General features: G+C 61.8%; 22 protein-coding genes. 13 read left to right on the top strand and 9 right to left on the bottom strand.

Features of this window, described 5'->3' with window-relative positions; all coding sequences use genetic code 11:
• Nucleotides 1–11: 11 nt before the first annotated feature.
• Both secB and EP165_RS06480 read right to left on the bottom strand, forming a co-directional pair.
• Nucleotides 12–521: a protein-export chaperone SecB gene (gene secB / locus EP165_RS06485; protein ID WP_127520655.1), complete on the bottom strand. Its 510-nt coding sequence runs from the start codon at nt 519–521 to the stop codon at nt 12–14.
• Between the two features lie 103 nt (nt 522–624).
• Nucleotides 625–1104: an FxsA family protein gene (locus EP165_RS06480; RefSeq protein WP_127520654.1), complete on the bottom strand. Its 480-nt coding sequence runs from the start codon at nt 1102–1104 to the stop codon at nt 625–627.
• Between the two features lie 177 nt (nt 1105–1281).
• Between EP165_RS06480 and EP165_RS06475 the strand changes: the two genes are divergently transcribed.
• The 4 genes from EP165_RS06475 to EP165_RS06460 are packed head-to-tail and all read left to right on the top strand — an operon-like array spanning nt 1282 to nt 4008.
• Complete coding sequence (locus tag EP165_RS06475; RefSeq protein WP_127520653.1) at nt 1282–1986, top strand: Tim44/TimA family putative adaptor protein; 705 nt, start codon at nt 1282–1284, stop codon at nt 1984–1986.
• A 20-nt stretch (nt 1987–2006) separates the two neighbouring features.
• Complete coding sequence (gene mltA, locus EP165_RS06470; protein ID WP_127520652.1) at nt 2007–3113, top strand: murein transglycosylase A; 1107 nt, start codon at nt 2007–2009, stop codon at nt 3111–3113.
• Nucleotides 3110–3658, top strand: a complete 549-nt coding sequence (locus EP165_RS06465) for a Smr/MutS family protein (RefSeq protein ID WP_127520651.1) — start codon at nt 3110–3112, stop codon at nt 3656–3658. Before mltA ends, EP165_RS06465 begins: the two co-directional genes overlap by 4 nt.
• Nucleotides 3655–4008 carry a helix-turn-helix domain-containing protein gene (locus EP165_RS06460; protein ID WP_127520650.1) on the top strand — a complete coding sequence of 118 codons (354 nt, stop codon included), beginning with the start codon at nt 3655–3657 and terminating at the stop codon, nt 4006–4008. Before EP165_RS06465 ends, EP165_RS06460 begins: the two co-directional genes overlap by 4 nt.
• A gap of 18 nt (nt 4009–4026) precedes the next feature.
• Here EP165_RS06460 and EP165_RS06455 read toward each other — a convergent pair whose 3' ends face one another.
• The 4 genes from EP165_RS06455 to hslV all read right to left on the bottom strand — a co-directional run bounded on the left by EP165_RS06455 (nt 4027) and on the right by hslV (nt 7515).
• The gene (locus EP165_RS06455) at nt 4027–5001 is read right to left on the bottom strand and encodes a DUF1402 family protein (RefSeq protein ID WP_127520649.1); all 975 of its coding nucleotides are present in this window, start codon (nt 4999–5001) and stop codon (nt 4027–4029) included.
• 123 nt (nt 5002–5124) lie between these two features.
• Complete coding sequence (gene hslU / locus EP165_RS06450) at nt 5125–6438, bottom strand: ATP-dependent protease ATPase subunit HslU (protein WP_127520648.1); 1314 nt, start codon at nt 6436–6438, stop codon at nt 5125–5127.
• The gene (locus EP165_RS06445; RefSeq protein ID WP_127520647.1) at nt 6435–6977 is read right to left on the bottom strand and encodes a GNAT family N-acetyltransferase; all 543 of its coding nucleotides are present in this window, start codon (nt 6975–6977) and stop codon (nt 6435–6437) included. The genes hslU and EP165_RS06445 overlap by 4 nt, the downstream gene beginning before the upstream one ends.
• On the bottom strand, nt 6967–7515 hold the full coding sequence (gene hslV / locus EP165_RS06440; RefSeq protein WP_127520646.1) for an ATP-dependent protease subunit HslV: 549 nt from the start codon (nt 7513–7515) through the stop codon (nt 6967–6969). Before hslV ends, EP165_RS06445 begins: the two co-directional genes overlap by 11 nt.
• Before the next feature lie 159 nt (nt 7516–7674).
• On the opposite strand from hslV, the gene hisB reads away from it, so the two are divergent.
• From hisB to EP165_RS06395, 9 genes are all read left to right on the top strand, one after another.
• Complete coding sequence (hisB, locus tag EP165_RS06435) at nt 7675–8286, top strand: imidazoleglycerol-phosphate dehydratase HisB (RefSeq protein WP_127520645.1); 612 nt, start codon at nt 7675–7677, stop codon at nt 8284–8286.
• A 9-nt stretch (nt 8287–8295) separates the two neighbouring features.
• Entirely contained in the window at nt 8296–8763 is a 468-nt protein-coding gene (locus EP165_RS06430) for a DUF2628 domain-containing protein (protein WP_127520644.1), read from the top strand.
• A gap of 2 nt (nt 8764–8765) precedes the next feature.
• Nucleotides 8766–9416, top strand: coding sequence for an imidazole glycerol phosphate synthase subunit HisH (gene hisH / locus EP165_RS06425; RefSeq protein ID WP_127520643.1), 651 nt, complete (start codon nt 8766–8768; stop codon nt 9414–9416).
• Nucleotides 9413–10177: a 1-(5-phosphoribosyl)-5-[(5-phosphoribosylamino)methylideneamino]imidazole-4-carboxamide isomerase gene (gene hisA / locus EP165_RS06420; RefSeq protein ID WP_127520642.1), complete on the top strand. Its 765-nt coding sequence runs from the start codon at nt 9413–9415 to the stop codon at nt 10175–10177. Before hisH ends, hisA begins: the two co-directional genes overlap by 4 nt.
• A complete protein-coding gene (locus EP165_RS06415) occupies nt 10174–10620 on the top strand; it encodes a DUF2867 domain-containing protein (protein ID WP_127520641.1) in 447 nt (148 codons plus the stop codon). Before hisA ends, EP165_RS06415 begins: the two co-directional genes overlap by 4 nt.
• 16 nt (nt 10621–10636) lie before the next feature.
• A complete protein-coding gene (hisF, locus tag EP165_RS06410) occupies nt 10637–11419 on the top strand; it encodes an imidazole glycerol phosphate synthase subunit HisF (protein WP_127520640.1) in 783 nt (260 codons plus the stop codon).
• A gap of 19 nt (nt 11420–11438) precedes the next feature.
• A complete protein-coding gene (locus EP165_RS06405; protein WP_127520639.1) occupies nt 11439–11759 on the top strand; it encodes a phosphoribosyl-ATP diphosphatase in 321 nt (106 codons plus the stop codon).
• Nucleotides 11760–11786: 27 nt separating this feature from the next.
• Nucleotides 11787–12746: a type I pantothenate kinase gene (coaA, locus tag EP165_RS06400; protein WP_127520638.1), complete on the top strand. Its 960-nt coding sequence runs from the start codon at nt 11787–11789 to the stop codon at nt 12744–12746.
• A gap of 73 nt (nt 12747–12819) precedes the next feature.
• A complete protein-coding gene (locus EP165_RS06395; protein ID WP_127520637.1) occupies nt 12820–14445 on the top strand; it encodes a glycosyltransferase family protein in 1626 nt (541 codons plus the stop codon).
• On the opposite strand, the gene EP165_RS06390 is transcribed toward EP165_RS06395, so the two are convergent.
• The 3 genes from EP165_RS06390 to lysM form a co-directional block, all read right to left on the bottom strand.
• Complete coding sequence (locus EP165_RS06390; protein WP_127520636.1) at nt 14373–15629, bottom strand: glycosyltransferase family 87 protein; 1257 nt, start codon at nt 15627–15629, stop codon at nt 14373–14375. The two genes, EP165_RS06395 and EP165_RS06390, sit on opposite strands and share 73 nt — an antisense overlap.
• 84 nt (nt 15630–15713) lie before the next feature.
• Nucleotides 15714–16331 (bottom strand): alpha-ketoglutarate-dependent dioxygenase AlkB family protein, encoded by a 618-nt coding sequence (locus tag EP165_RS06385; RefSeq protein WP_127520635.1) that lies wholly within the window; start codon nt 16329–16331, stop codon nt 15714–15716.
• Nucleotides 16332–16405: 74 nt separating this feature from the next.
• A complete protein-coding gene (lysM, locus tag EP165_RS06380; protein WP_127520634.1) occupies nt 16406–16858 on the bottom strand; it encodes a peptidoglycan-binding protein LysM in 453 nt (150 codons plus the stop codon).
• Between the last annotated feature and the right edge of the window lie 60 nt (nt 16859–16918).

Here is a 16918-nt window from a genome sequence, read left to right as displayed (position 1 = left end):
CTGCGGCCCGATTAGCTGACCTTGGGTGCGCCGGCCTGCTTTGCCTGTTCCTCGGCCATGCGCTGCTGGAACATCTTCGCAAAATCGATTGGATCGATAAGCAGCGGCGGGAAACCGCCATTGCGTGTTGCATCGGCAATGATCTGGCGCGCGAACGGGAAAAGCAGCCGCGGGCATTCGATGAAAAGCAGCGGCAGCATGTGCTCCTGCGGAAAACCGTCGATGCGGAATACGCCGCCATAAACGAGCTCGGCATTAAAGAGCACATCTTTGTCGAAAGTGGCCTGCGCGGTCAGCGTCATTGCCACGTCGTATTCCTTGTCCGCTATCGGATTGGCGTTGACGTTGACATTGATGTTGATCGACGGGTTCTTGTTGTCGCGCCCTTTCAGCGACTGCGGTGCGCCCGGGCTCTCGAACGAGAAGTCCTTTACATACTGTGCGAGGATATTGATCACCGCGTTCTGCGCTGGCTGTCCCTGTGCTGCGGCGCCGGCGTTTCCGTTGCTCTCATTGGCCATGTGGCGGAAGTCCCTGTGATACCGGCCGCGCGGCGGCCTTAGCCGAAATTGGGCCGCTGGCTAGCATGGGTGGCCCGAGGAGACAAGGCGCAGCGCCCCGTGGTCACCTGAGCCGGTCTTGACCGTCATGCGGCCTGCGCTGCCCGTCGCGCTCGAACTCGTCGGCGTCGAGATCGATCGTGCGGCCGCCGCGGCTTGTCCGCCACTGGAAGGAAGTACCTTCAGCTGCCGCGACACGGTCGCGCACCAGCGACCACGCCAGGTCCCTGAATGCGGGCACGAAAAGCAGGAATCCGATCGAATCCGTGATGAAGCCGGGCGTGAGAAGCAGAAGCCCGGCGGCCATGATCATGAACCCGTGCACCAGGTCGCGTCCGGGCAACTGGCCGGCATCCATCGTCTGACGAATGCGCGACATGACGCCAAAGCCTTGAATTCGCAGTAGAATAGAGCCGGTTACCGCCGTTGCGATAATCAGCAATATGGTCGCAAGCACACCGATTTGTCCGCCGACCACCACAAAAACGGCGATCTCGGCGATCGGTATGACCAGAAGCAGAAACGGAATCAGCGAAAACGGCAAATGAACGGGTCCTTGTGCGCGACGATGAGCGTTTTTCATCAAATAGGGATTCATTGACTTGATTTGAATGATGTTGCCGTGCGTTCTATATGTGAAGCGGAAAACGCGCGGAAAATCGGGCCGCGTCCGGCAAATCGCCGCAAATGAGCGAAATGCCCTGAATAACTGGCGAATCAAATGCAATTCTTCGACTTCGGAACGATCTTCTTTCTCGTCGCGGCTGTGGTGATTTTCTATCAGCTGCGCAATGTGCTGGGACGGCGAACCGGCAATGAGCGCCCGCCCTTCGACCCCTACACTGCCGGCCGCAGCCGTGCCGAGGAAAACGACAACGGGCAGGAGAACGTCATCTCCCTGCCGCGCCGCAAGGATGCGGCGGAGGCCGAAAACAACTATGCCTCCGTCGATGCGGTTGCCAAACCGGGCACGGACCTGAACAAGGGCCTGCGCGCCATTCGCGACGCCGAGCCGGAATTCGATCCGAAGTCTTTCGTCGAAGGCGCCAAACTCGCCTACGAGATGATCGTCATGGCCTATGCCGATGGCGACAAGCGGACGCTCAGGAACCTTTTGTCGCGCGAAGTCTATGAGGGTTTTGTTGCCGCCATCGACGATCGCGAGTCGCGATCGGAAAAGGTGCAGTCGTCCTTTGTCGGCATCGACATGGCTGACATCGTTTCGGCAGAGCTGAAGGGCTCGGAAGCGCACGTAACCCTGCGGATTGTGAGCGAGCTTATTTCGGCAACCCTCGACAAGAGCGGCGAAGTCATCGACGGTGACCCCGAGACGGTTGCCGAGGTCAAGGATATCTGGACCTTCGCGCGCGATACCCGCTCCAACGACCCCAACTGGAAGCTGGTCGCGACCGAAGCCGACGACTGACGGTTTCGCCGGGCAGGGCGATGGTGGGGCAGCGCGAAGCCGAATTTGTCGCGGAGAGCTTCGACATTTTGCCCGGCTGGGCAGCGGACGATCATGTGGCGGCCTTTGCCGCTTTTCGCCGCTGCGCGCACCGGGAACTGGAGAAGCCCTATCGCAGCGGAACGCTCGGCGTTCCGGCCGATGCCTTTTCCGAGGCTTTTGCAGGTGCGCGAAACGCCGGCGATCTCGATGCCGAGACGGCGCGGACGTTCTTCGAGCACCACTTCAGGCCTTTTCTCGTAAAGCCGGAGGGCGGAACTGGGTTCGTTACCGGCTTTTATGAGCCGGAAGCACGCGCTTCTCGGGTCAGAAGCGAGCAATACCGCTTCCCCGTCTATTGCCGGCCGGACGACCTGATCGAACTCGACGATACCGCCCGCCCGGCAAGCTTCGACCCTTCGTACCGTTTCGCGCGCCGTGATGGCGATCTCGTCAGGGAATATTTCGACCGCGCGGCAATCGAACGAGGCGCACTCGCGGGCCGCGGGTTGGAAATCGCCTGGCTGGCCGACCGCATTGACCTCTTTTTCATCCACATTCAGGGTGCGGCCCGACTGCGCATGGTCGGGGGAGGCACGCTGCGGATCACCTATGCGGCGAAATCCGGCCATCCTTTCACCGGCATCGGCCGCGTACTCGCCGATATGGGTGAAATTCCTCTGGCGCAAGTGACCATGCAGTCGATTCGCGCATGGCTCACGGCCAACCCCGAACGGCACGATGAAATCCTGTGGCAAAACAGGTCTTTCATCTTTTTTCGCGAGGCTGCGGTCGATGATGAAACAGCCGGCCCGGTCGCCGCCGCCAAGGTTCCGCTAACCGCAGGTCGCTCGATTGCCGTGGATCGCATTTTGCACACCTTCGCAACACCGTTCTACGTCGTCTCGCCGACGCTCAACGCGTTTGGCGGAGAAGGTTTCCGGCGGCTGATGATCGCGCAGGACACGGGTTCGGCGATAATCGGCCCTGCGCGCGGCGATCTTTTCGCGGGCTCCGGCAAGGCAGCCGGGGAAATCGCCGGTGTCATCCGCAACGCGGCGGACTTTCATATGCTGGTGCCAAAAACCTGCGCGGAGCGTTTTCGGTGACCCGCAAGCGCAAGACCCTGACGGCTGAGGACCGCATCTTGTGGGGCCGCGTCGCCAGGACAGTCACGCCGCTCGACCGCAGCGACAGTCTGCCTGAAGAAGCGGAGGAAGTGTCTGAGCCCGCGGCCTCGCCGCCGGCACGGCCGAAACGTGCGGCTTTGCCGGCACCGGAATTGCAGAAACCGCGCCGCCCGGCTGCTCCTCCGTCGGCGATCGATACCCGAACCCACGGCCGCATTGCCAAGGGGCGTATCCAGATCGATGGCCGCATCGATCTACATGGCCTCACCCAGGCCGCCGCGCACAGTCTGCTCCTGTCCTTCCTTCACCGGGCTCACGCACAGGGGCTTCGGCATGTCCTCGTCATCACGGGCAAGGGATCTTCGCCGTCGAGCGAAGGGATCCTGCGCCGCGCCGTACCCGCCTGGTTTGCCACCGCGCCTTTTCGTGGACTGGTCAGCGGTCATTCGTCCGCCTCGCGAAGACATGGCGGTGAAGGCGCTTTCTACGTCAAGCTGCGCCGCAAGCCGGGAGAGGGCGTATGACGCCATTCGGTGAAAAGCTGAGGCGGCTGCGCCGTGACCGAGGTGCCAATCAGAAGGAGATGGCCGAGGCGCTGGGGGTCAGCGCCGCCTATCTCTCGGCGCTCGAACACGGCCATCGTGGCGCGCCAAGCTGGGCGATGACCCAGAAGATCATCGGCTATTTCAATCTCATCTGGGACGATGTGGAGGAGCTGCAGCAGCTGGCTGCGGGTTCCGATCCAAGGGTCGTGGTCGATACGGCGGGCCTTTCGCCGGCGGCCACCGAACTCGCCAACCTGCTGGCCAGGCGCATTTCGACACTCACGGAAGCTGAGCTCGAAAAATTGCTGCGGCTTCTGCGCTACGAATAGGCGGCCCGACGCGGCGGCTCAGTCCGCGGATTTGCCTGGGAACAGCGTGCGCAACTCTTCCAGCTTGTCGTTGACGAGCCAGCCGTAATAATTTTCCTGCGGCATGCGCGGCGCCTGCCCGCGCTTGCGGCGCGCTGCATTTTCCGCCTTCAGCGCAAAGGCCCGGGCGTCGGGCTCTCCGACATTGTAAAGCGTAGCCGTGACGCCGGGGTTCTTCGAAATATCGTAACCCGCAATGCGGTCATAGGCGTCGATTGCCTTTTTCAGAGATGCGGCGACATATGGCAAAGACAGATCCGGATCCATGATCGTCTTGTAGACCTGCGCCGCCCGCCGGTGATCGAGCTTCGGCAGTCTGGAGGTCTTGTGGACGAGATCGCTCATCTGCAGTGCGGTCAGCGGGTTCAGCTGGCCGATTCCGAAGGTCTGTCCGGCGTAGAAAGGCTGAAAAAACACCGCGCCGAAGCGGTCATTGGGGAATTTCTTCCCATCTACCGTCTTGCCGCGAAATTCTTTGTTCCAGACCGTTTCGCGGCAATTCCAGGTTGCATAGCTGCCGTCGAGTTCATTGCAGTCATCGAATTGCGGGCGCTTGATGAAGTCGTCGATGTCTTCGCCATCGTGACGGAAGTCTATCGCGCTGCGCAGATAGGAAATTGCCTTCACGTAGTAGGTCTGAAGCCGGTCGTAGACATCCACATTATAGGTGTGCTCGCCGACAATGGCCCCGACGATATGGATCGGGTCGATACCATAATCCCTGGCCGTCGCTTCGATTTTCTTCCGCAGCTGCTCATCGTCGCGCAGCAGCTTCAGCACGCGCTCATATTTGGCGTCGTAGGTTGTCTTGGCGGCTCTGGTACGGCTGCCGGAACCGTAGGGAATCGCAGGTTGTTTTGCGTTCCGGTTCCCTTCGGGCACGAGCACGGCAGCCGAACTGGTTTCCGGGCCGAGCGCCAGGCAAGCCAGTACAAGCAGCATCCGCAATTTCATGATCACCCCAGGGCCGCCGAAACGAGGAACGCCACAGGTTAGAAACTGCCGGCGCGCGTGTCGAGCCGCTGTCGGGCACAATTACGCGAACTGATCGTTGTGCCCGGCCCGGCTGCACGCCTTCTACAGGATGAATCGCGACAAATCTGTGTTTTTGGCGAGATCGCCCACATTCTTGTTCACATAGTCGGCGTCGATGGTGAATTCTTTCTCGGCACTGTCCGGCGCATTGAAGGAAATATCGTCGAGCACGCGCTCCATTACCGTCTGCAGACGCCGCGCGCCGATGTTCTCGACCGATGCATTGAGGTCGACGGCAATACCGGCCAGCGCGTCGATCGCATCGTCGGTGAATTCGAGCGTCAGCCCCTCGGTCTGCATCAGCGCGGTATATTGCTTGATCAGGCTCGCTTCGGTTTCCGTCAGGATGCGCCGGAAATCTTCCTTCTCCAGCGCCCGGAGTTCGACGCGGATCGGCAGGCGGCCCTGCAATTCGGGCAACAGGTCCGACGGTTTCGATACGTGAAAGGCGCCCGAGGCGATGAACAGAATGTGGTCGGTCTTTACCGGCCCGTATTTCGTCGCCACTGTCGTGCCCTCGACCAGCGGCAGCAGATCGCGCTGCACACCTTCACGGCTGACGCCCGCGCCCATGCCGCCGTCGCGGGCCGCGATCTTGTCGATCTCGTCTAGAAACACGATGCCGTCATTCTGCGTGCTGGAAAGAGCTTCCTGAACCACTGCGTCCTGATCGAGCAGCTTGTCGGATTCGTCGTTGATCAGGAGCGCGTAGGAATCCTTCACCGTCGTCTTGCGGCTTTTGGTGCGCTGGCCGCCCATCGCCTTTTGCAGCATGTCGTTGATGTTCATAACGCCGATATTGGCGCCCGGCATGCCGGGGATCTCGAAATTGGGCATGCCGCCACCGCCGGTGTCGGCCACTTCGATCTCGATTTCGCTGTCGTCGAGCTCGTTGTTGCGCAGCTTGCGGCGGAAACTGTCGCGCGTCGCGGGGCTTGCCGTCTTGCCAACAAGCGCGTCCAGCACCCGCTCTTCCGCATTCAGATGTGCCCTTGCCTTCACCTCTTCGCGCTTTTTCTCGCGCACCAGCCCGATGGCGACTTCCACCAGATCGCGGATGATCTGCTCCACATCGCGGCCGACATAACCGACCTCGGTGAACTTGGTTGCCTCAACCTTGATGAAGGGCGCACCGGCAAGCCGTGCCAGGCGGCGCGAAATCTCGGTCTTGCCGACGCCCGTCGGCCCGATCATCAGAATGTTTTTCGGCATAACCTCTTCGCGCATCGCGCCTTCGAGCTGCTGCCGGCGCCAGCGGTTGCGCAGCGCAACCGCGACGGCTCGCTTGGCGTCTTTCTGGCCGATAATGTAGCGGTCGAGCTCGGAAACGATCTCGCGCGGGGAAAATGTGGTCATATGTGTGTCTCGTTCGGTTTTTGCGCATACCGCATGAGCAGCACGTCGTCGGTGCGCCCCTCAAGCTCGGGAATGGGCAGGAAGCCGGCTTTTTCATAAGCTCGTACGGCGCGGCGGTTGTCCGGGTCGGGATCGATGATGATTTCGTGGAAACCCTCGGCACGCAGCATCGCGACGAAGGCTGTGAGCGCCGCCGTGCCGATACCGGCGGACAGGCGGTCGGGATCGCCGATCGACAGATCGACGCCGACGGTCTCCTTCGGCAGCTCCGTGAGCCATGGGCTCTCGTTCAGCCATTGTTCGTCCTGATGGTGGCCGACGAACCAGTACTGGATATACCCGACGGGCTCGCCGCCGAGCATGATCAGGAACGGTCGGGTCGTGTCGCGGCCCTCCACCATGTCGACGATGTAGCCGAGCTCGGTTTCGGGCTCGCCCCACCATTCGCGCATATGCGGACGGTTGAGCCATTCGCGCAGGAGCCCGTAATCGCCAGCCGTCACCGGCTTGAAGCTGATGGCGCCGGCATCAGGCCGCATCGAGTGTCTCCACCACGATGTTGTGATTGGTGTAGACGCAGATATCGGCCGCGATCTGCATTGCGCGGCGGGCGATTTCTTCCGCGGTCATGTCGGTGTCGATCAGCGCGCGCGCCGCGGCCAGCGCGTAATTGCCGCCCGAGCCGATCGCCATCACACCATGTTCGGGCTCAAGCACGTCGCCATTTCCGGTCAGCGCCAGGGTTACCGACTTGTCGGCAACCAGCATCATCGCTTCGAGCCGGCGCAGATACCGGTCGGTGCGCCAGTCCTTGGCGAGTTCCACCGCCGCGCGCATCAGCTGGTCGGGATATTGTTCGAGTTTTGCTTCCAGCCGCTCAAGCAGCGTGAAGGCGTCGGCCGTGGCACCAGCGAAACCGGCGATCACATTGCCTTTGCCGACCTGGCGCACCTTGCGGGCATTGCCCTTCATCACGGTCTGGCCGAGGCTCACCTGTCCGTCGCCGGCAATCACCACGTGACCGCCCTTGCGCACGGTAACGATCGTCGTGGCGTGCATGGATTGCTGTTCGCTCATCATCATCTCCGGCGCTTTGCGCCAAACTCGCTCTGGCCGCTTTATGTATGCGCGGGGCAGCCTAATGCAAACTGCTCCTTTTCGCAGGTGCGGGATGGTTCTGGATATTGGCGGTATCGGCTGGTAGAAGGCGGCCATCTTCAACCGGAACCGACGACCATGGCCTCCGCTGAAACGGCACGTCGCTCAAGCGTCGAGCGCAAGACCAATGAAACCGCGATCTCCGCGAGCATCAATCTGGATGGCTCCGGCCGTTCCGATATCGCGACGGGCATCGGCTTTTTCGATCACATGCTGGAGCAGCTTTCGCGCCATTCGCTGATCGATATGGACGTGAAAGCCAACGGCGACACCCATATCGACGATCACCACACGGTTGAGGACACCGGCATCGCGATCGGCAAGGCATTGGCGCAGGCGCTGGGTGAACGCCGCGGCGTGACGCGCTATGCCTCGCTCGACCTTGCCATGGACGAAACGCTGACCCGCGCGGCAGTGGACATTTCCGGCCGGCCTTACCTGGTCTGGAACGTCGCTTTCCCGTCGCCGAAGATCGGCACGTTCGACACCGAGCTGTTCCGCGAGTTCTTTCATGCGCTGGCGCAGAATGCAGGCGTCACGCTGCATATCGCCAACCATTATGGCGACAACAGCCATCACATTGCCGAAACCTGTTTCAAGGCCGTGGCCCGTGTGCTGCGCACGGCGTGTGAGATCGACCCGCGGCAGGCCGGCGCCATTCCCTCGACCAAGGGCACGCTGAACGGATGAGGTGCTGAAATGGCGAGTTATGTCGTCATGGAACCGCCATCCCGTACGGGCGGCGAGATCCGCATGGTTCGCGACGGTTTTTCATTTGTGGCGCTGATCCTGCCTTTCGTCTGGCTGCTCTGGCACCGCATGTGGATTGAGGCACTGCTGGTGTTCGCAGTGGCGATCGCGCTTGGCGTCGGCGGCGAGCTCACCGGCTTTCAGGATGTGGCGATGGGCCTGTCGCTGCTGGTTTCGATCTATGTGGCGCTGGAAGGCGCGTCGCTTCGTGTCGCCGCCCTACGCCGGCAGGGTTGGCGCGAGGCGGGCGTCGTAGATGCTGTAAGCGAAGACGAGGCGATGCTGCGCTATTTCGACATTCACGGCGAGCCATCGTACGGCAGCGATGCACCGCCGCGTGAAATGCAGCGCCCGGTTGCGGCGGCCTCATCGGCGGCCCCGGCGCTCGGTCTCTTCTCCTATCCGGGCCGCAGATAGCCATGCGCGTTGCAATCATCGATTACGGATCGGGCAATCTCCGCTCCGCCGCGAAGGCCTTCGAACGTGCAGCGCGTGAAGGCGGCATCGATGCTTCGATTGAAGTGACCGCCGATGCGGAGGCTGTCCGCAAGGCCGACCGCATCGTGCTGCCGGGTGTTGGCGCCTATGCCGACTGCCGCGCCGGCCTTGATGCCGTTCCCGGCATGGTCGAAGCGCTGGAAGAGGCAGTCACGACAAACGGCAGGCCATTTCTCGGCATCTGTGTCGGCATGCAGCTGATGTCGGCGCGGGGTTTGGAGAAGACAATCACGAAGGGCCTCGGCTGGATCGCCGGCGACGTGGTGGAAATGAAACCGGCCGATCCTTCGCTCAAGATCCCGCAGATCGGCTGGAATACGATCGAGCTGACCAAGGATCACCCGCTGTTTGACGGCATTTCGACCGGGCCCGACGGCCTGCATGCCTATTTCGTGCATTCCTACCATCTCGTGGTTGAGCGTGCCGATGACCTGCTCGCCACCACCGACTATGGCGGTCAGGTCACCGCCGCCGTCACGCGCGACAATATGGTCGGCACCCAGTTCCACCCCGAAAAGAGCCAGAAACTGGGTCTGGCGCTGATCGGCAATTTTCTGAGGTGGAGGCCGTGATCCTTTTCCCCGCAATCGACCTCAAGGGCGGTGAATGCGTGCGCCTCAAGCTCGGCGAGATGGCGAGCGCAACGGTCTACAATCCCGACCCGGCCGCGCAGGCCAAGGCCTTCGAAGATCAGGGTTTCGAATGGCTGCATGTGGTCGATCTCGACGGCGCCTTTGCCGGTGAAAGCCGCAATGGGGCGGCAGTCGAGGCGATTTTGGCCGCGACCAAGAACCCGGTTCAGCTCGGCGGCGGCATCCGCTCGATGGCGCATATCGAAGCATGGCTCGAAAAGGGTCTGGCGCGCGTCATCCTGGGCACGGTCGCGGTGCGCGATCCGGCACTGGTGAAGCAGGCGGCGGCAGCCTTTCCGGGCAAGATTGCCGTCGGAATCGACGCGCGTGGCGGCAAGGTTGCAGTCGAGGGCTGGGCCGAGGCATCGGAGCTCGAGGTCGCGGAGCTGGCGAAACGCTTCGAGGGTGCCGGCGTAGCGGCGATCATCTACACCGATATCGACCGCGACGGCGTGCTGACCGGCATCAACTGGGATGCGACCATCGCGTTGGCAGACACCGTCTCAATTCCCGTCATCGCTTCGGGCGGCCTTGCCTCTTTGGCCGACATCGTGCGGATGACGATGCCCGACGCCGCCCGGCTGGAAGGCGCGATCTCCGGCCGCGCGCTCTATGATGGCCGCATCGAGCCGGCCGAAGCACTGGCGGTGTTGCGGGGCGAGGCACCGGAAAAGGCACTTTTCGAGGAGGAACGCCAATGAAGGTTCGCGAGACGCCGCTGCCCGAAGGCACTTTGTTGGCTGGTCTTGTTGGCCCGCAGGATTTTGTCGATTGCTATGCGGGTGAAACCCCGCTCGACGTCGAAACCATCGTTGCCCGCGCGACGGAGTTTCCGATCTGGGTGAAAGGCCTGCTTTTGCTGCGCGCACTTGCAGTGCTGCCTTTCGGGCTCAAGGGACGGAGTCGGAACGGCGACCGTTTCGGCATATTCCCGGTGGCGGGACGGGCCGAGGACGAGATTCTGCTCGGGTTCGATGATAGCCATCTGGATTTCCGTATCTCGGTGCTCTGCCGCGACAACGTTGCTTATGCCGCGACCTGGGTCAGACCACACAATCTGTTCGGGCGTACTTATCTACGCATTATCCTGCCGTTCCACCGCTGGATAATGCGCAATGCGATGGCACGCGCGGTCGCGGCCTGATGCGCGGAGCTGGTATATGACCCTGAAGTCCCGCGTTATCCCCTGTCTGGATGTCAAGGACGGCCGCGTAGTGAAGGGCGTCAACTTCGTCGATCTCGTCGATGCGGGCGATCCGGTGGAAGCGGCGATCGCTTATGATGCGGCGGGCGCCGACGAGCTCTGCTTCCTCGACATCACCGCCTCGTCGGACAATCGCGAGACGATCTTCGATGTCGTGGCGCGCACTGCGGAACATTGTTTCATGCCGCTCACGGTGGGTGGCGGTGTGCGCCAGGTGGCCGATATCCGCAAGCTTCTCCTGGCCGGTGCCGACAAGGTGTCGATCAACACGGCTGCGGTTAAGAACCCGGATTTCGTCGCCGAGGCGGCCGACAAGTTCGGCAATCAGTGCATTGTGGTCGCGATCGATGCGCGCCGGGCCTCGGCACCGGGCGAGGCGGGTCGCTGGGAAATCTTCACGCATGGCGGCCGCGAACCGACCGGCATCGATGCCGTCGAATTCGCCCGCAAGGTTGTGGGGCTCGGTGCCGGTGAAATCCTGCTGACCTCCATGGATCGCGATGGCACTAAGGAGGGTTATGATATCGAACTGACCCGCGCCGTCGCCGATGCCGTGCCTGCCCCGGTCATCGCCTCAGGCGGCGTCGGCACACTCGATCATCTCGTCGCCGGCGTTTTGAACGGCCATGCGACCGGCGTGCTGGCCGCTTCGATCTTCCACTTCGGCACCTACTCGATTGCCGAGGCAAAGGCGCATATGGCACAAGCGGGCGTTGCCGTGCGGCTTGACGCTGCATAGGCGCGACGGGGGAATGGGCATGAGCGACTTCTCGCTTGCAGATCTGGAACGCATCGTCGCCGAGCGCGCAGGGTCGGGCGACGATCAATCCTGGACAGCCCGTCTCGTCGCCGGCGGTCAGCCCAGGGCTGCCAAGAAACTCGGCGAGGAGGCGGTGGAAACCGTGATCGCGGCCATCCAGGGCGACCCGGATGCATTGATATCGGAAAGCGCAGATTTGCTGTATCACTGGCTTGTGGTGCTGAAGATTGCCGGCATACCGCTCAGCTCCGTCCTTGCGGAACTGGAGCAGAGAACCGGCCAGTCGGGCATCGCGGAAAAGGCCTCCCGGGGCGGATAGCCTCTGCCGGGCACGAATTGGATGGCGATGGATCAGCTGGCCTCGACAGACAAATATTCCCCTTACCGCATCTTTTCCGCCGAGGAATGGTCGGCGTTTCGTGCCGACACGCCGCTGACCTTGACCAACGATGAAGTGGTCCGGCTTTCCTCCTTCAACGAGCCGATCGATCTGGAAGAGGTCCGGCGCATCTACCTGTCGCTGTCGCGGCTGCTTTCAGCGCATGTCGAGGCGAGCCAGCTGCTTTTCGATCAGCGCAAGGTGTTCTTCTCTGTTCAGGATGCAGTGAAAACGCCTTTCATCATCGGCATGGCCGGGTCGGTCGCTGTCGGCAAGTCGACGACTGCGCGTATCCTGAAAGAGCTGCTTCGCCGCTGGCCTTCAAGCCCCAAGGTCGACCTCGTCACCACCGACGGTTTTCTGCTGCCCAACGAGGTGTTGCGCAACGAAAATCTGATGGAGCGCAAGGGTTTCCCCGAAAGCTACGATGTCGGCGCGCTGCTGCGCTTCCTGACCGATATCAAATCCGGCCAGCGCAATGTGCGTGCGCCGCTTTATTCGCATCTGGTCTATGACGTTGTGCCGGGCGAGTTCGTCACCATCGACTGCCCCGACATCCTGATCTTCGAGGGGCTCAACGTCCTGCAGCCGCGCGAGCTGCCGAAAGACGGCAAGATCGTGCCGTTCGTGTCGGACTTCTTTGATTTCTCGATCTATGTCGACGCGGATGTAGAGCTTCTCCATCACTGGTACGTGTCGCGTTTCATGCGGCTGCGCGAGACGGCGTTCCGCAATCCCGAATCCTTCTTCCATCGCTATTCGCAGCTTTCCGAAGATGCCGCCCGCGCCATCGCCGAGGGCCTGTGGGCCAACATCAATCTTAAGAATTTGCACGAGAACATCCTGCCCACGCGCCCGCGGGCCAACCTGATCCTGCGCAAGGGCGAAGAGCACCGGGTCATGGAAGTCGCTCTCAGGAAGCTTTAGACCGGGATTAACGCGCCGTTAGCTGCCGGGCGCTAGGTTTTTGAGGATATTCGCTCCTCGAACAAGCCGGCATATGCGGCGCGGCAGTGGCTGGATGGGCGCCAACCCCGACAACACGGACACGACAGCGGACGGCTACTCGCCGTTGCGTGGCGACGGTGGCGTCAGGCGCTGGCGTCTGGTCAGCCCTTCGAGTGCGAGCCTCTTCATTGCAGCCCTTGTGGCGTGGCTTTCCTATGCGGTGGTGCCGGGCAATGTCGATGTCACCTACCTGATTGTTGTGTGCAACCGCCTGCTCGACGGCGCTCAGCTATATGTCGACGTCATCGAGACCAACCCGCCGTTTTCGGTCTGGCTCTACATGCCGGTTGCTCTCGGCGAGCGCTTGACCGGCGTGCCCGCGGAGTTGTTGCTCTCGCTTGGCATTCCGGTATTTGCGCTGGCGTCTGTGGCCTTGTGCGCCCGGATTCTTGGGTCGGTCGAGCGATTTTCCGCACCTCGATTTGCCTGGCTCGCGCCCGTTACCGTTGCCGCCGTGCTCTATCTTTTCCCCGGCAATTTCGGCCAACGCGAGCAGATCGGCATTATCGCACTTTTGCCCTGGCTGGCTTTGCTGATCGCGCGTCACGAGACGCCGGACTTCCGCTCCGGAAGCACCCTCACTCGCATCCTGGCGGGTATCGGCGCGGCTGTTTTCGTGATGATCAAACCGCCATTCGCCGTTCTGGCGCTTGCCCTGCCGGCCTTTGGCTTGTGTTTCATGCGCCGGTCGCTGCGCCCGCTTCTTACGGTTGAGACCCTTTTGGGTGCGGTCATAACGCTGGCTTACCTGGCCGTGCTGGCGCTCTTCTACCGGGCGTTTTTTACCGATCTCATGCCGATGCTTGCCGAGCTCTATCTGCCGGCGCGCAAATCGATCCTTCACGGCGATCTGGTTCGCCCGGTGGCGGGGCTTCTCATTATCGTCGGAATTGCATTTGCGGTGGCACGCCCGGGGCGGATCGACAGGGCGGCAGCGCTGCTTCTCCTGGCAGCGCTGGGTTATGTCCCCTGCTATCTCTGGATGGGTAAGGGCTGGGATTACCAGGCGATGCCCATCCATATGTTCGGCTTGCTTGCGCTTTGCGCGCAGCTCTGGACCTTGCCACCTTATCGGCAGTGGGCCTCGACAACCAGGCTTGCGGCGGCGGCCGGTGCGTTTGTCGTCATTGGCCTCGTCGTTTCAGGCGCGGGCCAGGGCATTCTCGAAGCATCGCAGAAGGCGGAGCTCGGTCGCGCGCGAGATGCCGTTGTATCGCATGTCGAGCGCCCGACAGTTGCATCCATCGCGACACGCATGCAGGCGGCATTCCCGCTGACGCGTATGATCGAAGGCCGGTATCAGTCGCGCTACGCCAGTCTCTGGGCCGTCGAAAATGCTGAAACGATGATGGAAGCAGCTGCGGACTCGGTAGACGCCGACCGTCTCGAAACGCTCCGCGATAACCATATCGCGGATGCGGCAAGAGAATTGCAGCAATTGAGGCCGGACATCATTCTCGCCGGCGGGAGCCGCGAGACCGCGGGCCAGACGGCGATCAGCGCCAACGTAGCAAACGTGGATGCGCTGGAGAACTATCGCGTCATCTACCGCAACTCGGCGGCAACGATTTGGCTTCGCTCCGACCTGGTGGCCTCTTCTGCTGCTGCGGCCGACTGAGCCGATCTGGCTTCGCGCAGGCAGCGGATGCCCATCCACACGCATAGGCTGATCGGGAACAGGATACCGAATCCGATACCCTGTTGATGAAGCAGATGGATCGCCAGCGGCGAAAGCCAGACGAAAGCGAGAAACGTAACGGGCGGCTTCGGCACCGTAACAAACAGGAAGGCGACGGCGACACACAGGGGGATGGCGTCATAGCTGTAGCCATAAGGCGTCGCGACGATCGCCAGCGTTGCAGTCAACAATGCTCGCATCCTGTGATCGACGGGATTTGAAGGGCGCCAGAGCCAGATCACGAAAAGCGCGGCCGTGAGTGCCGCCGCCAGCTGCGCCGCATATGCTACAGACAAACTGGCCCCGATCGAACGGGCGCCGATAAAGACGGTCATGGCGTTGGCGTGGTAGGGCTGCGGATAGGGGGCCTCCAGGATCGCCGTCATCAGCGGACCGGTATTGGCCAGAAACATGGGCCAGGTGTCGAAGCCGAAGGCAAGGCCCGTTGCAAGCACGACCAGAACAGACGTAACGGCGGCTGAGCCGAAAGCACGCCAGTTCTGGCTCGCGATGAGACATACCGGCACAAGTATGCCGAGATGCGGCTTGATGGTGAGCAGGCCGAAGAATACCCCCGCCAGGATAGGCCTTTTCTGCACGATCAGCAGGCCGCCGATCAGAAGCGCGCCGGTGAGCGCACCGTTCTGCCCGAATACCGTATTGACCAGCACCGCCGGCGAAACAGCGGCAGCGATATGGACAACAAAGGGAAGCTTGAGCGGCTTTATCGCGAAATACAGGCACGCGATCGTGCCCAACGTCCACACAAGATAGGCCGCAAAGATCGGCAGCTGCGCCAACGGTGCGCCGACCAGTGCCATGCTCGGAGGATAGCTCCATTCCTGATCCGGCAGCAGCGGCGACAGCATTGCCCGAAGCGCGGCTCGGTAGGTTTCTGCGTCGAAAAGGACGGCGGCGTTGCCGTCAAGCGCCATCTTCGAGCCGGCCCAGAGATTGGTGAAGTCCCAGTAAGGCAGGCGTTCGGAGAGAACGGAGAAGCCGTTCTCGTCGAGTGTCCACAGGTGATACTGGTTGGTCAGTCCGAAAAACAGGCCGGCCGCCGCGACGATGGCCGCGTAGACCCAATCGGTGCCGGCGGTGATGGGCGCTGGCCGGTCTGTCATCGCTACCTACTCACACTCGCGGGTCGTTCTTCTTGGTGTAAACCGCAAGGGTAGTTTCGATTTGTTAAGCAAGCATTTGCGCGGTCAGCCGGGCCGCTTCACCCGTCTCAGGGTCAGATTGATCCGGCCGCCGTTGTTCAGGAGCGGCGAGGTGCCGGCATAAATGCGGTCGACCCCGTGAAAGGCGAGCCGTCCCTCGCCGCCAAGCACCACCACATCGCCGCTCTCCAGCCGAAATGACGTGGTCGGCATGTTGCGTTTTGTGCCGCCAACGCGGAACAGGCACGCATCCCCCAGCGAAATCGATACCACGGGGGCGGAGAAGTCTTCCTCGTCGCGGTCCTGGTGCAGGCCCATCTTTGCCGCCGCGTCGTAGAAGTTGACCAGACAAGCCTGCGGTTCCTGCGGATCGTCGGCGACCTCGCTCCAAACGGAAAGCAGCCTTTCGGGTATGGCCGGCCACGGCTTGCCGGTCACAGGATGCGTCGGCTGGTAGCGGTAACCCCGCTCCTTGTCGGTCACCCAGCCCAGCGTTCCGCAATTGGTCATGCGAACGCTCATTTCCTTGCCGGTACGCGGCATGGCTGGCGTGTAGAGCGGTGCGGCGGCCACGACCGCGCGAATATCGTCAACCAGCGCCTGTTGTTCGGCGCTGTCGAAATAGGCTGGCAGGTGGCGGATACCGTCGGGGAGCGAGAGCATGTTGCGTTCATCATGGAAAAGGCCGGCTCCGGGCAACCCGAAACCGGCCTCGTCGGATTTTCAGCGAATGAGCGTCAGTCGAGTGCGGGAATACGCAGCACCTGGCCGGGATAGATCTTGTCCGGATCCTTCAGCATCGGCTTGTTGGCTTCGAAGATGACGGGATATTTCGCGCCCTTGCCCTTGCCGTAATTGGCCTCGGCGATCTTCCAGAGATTGTCGCCCTTCTTGACCGTATAAAACACCGGCTCCTTGGCGGGCTCGGCGGCAAGCGTCAGCTCGCCGGCTTCGACCTTCGAAATGCCGAGCGTATTGCCGACCGCGATCACGGCTTTTTCGAAGACCGACTGGTCGGACACCACGCCTTTCAGCACGGCCTTGTCGCCAACTACCTCGATCTTGACGTCGTCAGTGCCGAGTGAATGGGAATCGAGCTCCTTCTTGAGGCTGTCGGCGTCCGGCGCTTCTTCCTCGTCGCCGATGCCGAGCTTCTTGCCCACGCTTTTCACGAAATCGAATATGCCCATACCGTGAGCCTCCTCGTCTGGTTGATATCGAGCGAAAGTTTTGCACCGGACGCCGCGAAT

The sequence above is a fragment of the Mesorhizobium sp. Z1-4 genome, assembly GCF_004000235.1.
Lineage (GTDB): Bacteria > Pseudomonadota > Alphaproteobacteria > Rhizobiales > Rhizobiaceae > RCIO01.
This window is presented reverse-complemented; position numbering and strand designations above follow the sequence as displayed.

Bases quoted from the DNA above. Each gene is read 5' to 3' on its own strand.
- secB (WP_127520655.1), bottom strand. From the start codon at position 521: ATGGCCAATGAGAGCAACGGAAACGCCGGCGCCGCAGCACAGGGACAG.
- EP165_RS06475 (WP_127520653.1), top strand. From the start codon at position 1,282: ATGCAATTCTTCGACTTCGGAACGATCTTCTTTCTCGTCGCGGCTGTG.
- mltA (WP_127520652.1), top strand. From the start codon at position 2,007: ATGGTGGGGCAGCGCGAAGCCGAATTTGTCGCGGAGAGCTTCGACATT.
- EP165_RS06460 (WP_127520650.1), top strand. From the start codon at position 3,655: ATGACGCCATTCGGTGAAAAGCTGAGGCGGCTGCGCCGTGACCGAGGT.
- EP165_RS06455 (WP_127520649.1), bottom strand. From the start codon at position 5,001: ATGAAATTGCGGATGCTGCTTGTACTGGCTTGCCTGGCGCTCGGCCCG.
- hslU (WP_127520648.1), bottom strand. From the start codon at position 6,438: ATGACCACATTTTCCCCGCGCGAGATCGTTTCCGAGCTCGACCGCTAC.
- EP165_RS06445 (WP_127520647.1), bottom strand. From the start codon at position 6,977: ATGCGGCCTGATGCCGGCGCCATCAGCTTCAAGCCGGTGACGGCTGGC.
- hslV (WP_127520646.1), bottom strand. From the start codon at position 7,515: ATGAGCGAACAGCAATCCATGCACGCCACGACGATCGTTACCGTGCGC.
- hisB (WP_127520645.1), top strand. From the start codon at position 7,675: ATGGCCTCCGCTGAAACGGCACGTCGCTCAAGCGTCGAGCGCAAGACC.
- EP165_RS06430 (WP_127520644.1), top strand. From the start codon at position 8,296: ATGGCGAGTTATGTCGTCATGGAACCGCCATCCCGTACGGGCGGCGAG.
- hisH (WP_127520643.1), top strand. From the start codon at position 8,766: ATGCGCGTTGCAATCATCGATTACGGATCGGGCAATCTCCGCTCCGCC.
- EP165_RS06415 (WP_127520641.1), top strand. From the start codon at position 10,174: ATGAAGGTTCGCGAGACGCCGCTGCCCGAAGGCACTTTGTTGGCTGGT.
- hisF (WP_127520640.1), top strand. From the start codon at position 10,637: ATGACCCTGAAGTCCCGCGTTATCCCCTGTCTGGATGTCAAGGACGGC.
- EP165_RS06405 (WP_127520639.1), top strand. From the start codon at position 11,439: ATGAGCGACTTCTCGCTTGCAGATCTGGAACGCATCGTCGCCGAGCGC.
- coaA (WP_127520638.1), top strand. From the start codon at position 11,787: ATGGATCAGCTGGCCTCGACAGACAAATATTCCCCTTACCGCATCTTT.
- EP165_RS06395 (WP_127520637.1), top strand. From the start codon at position 12,820: ATGCGGCGCGGCAGTGGCTGGATGGGCGCCAACCCCGACAACACGGAC.
- EP165_RS06390 (WP_127520636.1), bottom strand. From the start codon at position 15,629: ATGACAGACCGGCCAGCGCCCATCACCGCCGGCACCGATTGGGTCTAC.
- EP165_RS06385 (WP_127520635.1), bottom strand. From the start codon at position 16,331: ATGCTCTCGCTCCCCGACGGTATCCGCCACCTGCCAGCCTATTTCGAC.
- lysM (WP_127520634.1), bottom strand. From the start codon at position 16,858: ATGGGCATATTCGATTTCGTGAAAAGCGTGGGCAAGAAGCTCGGCATC.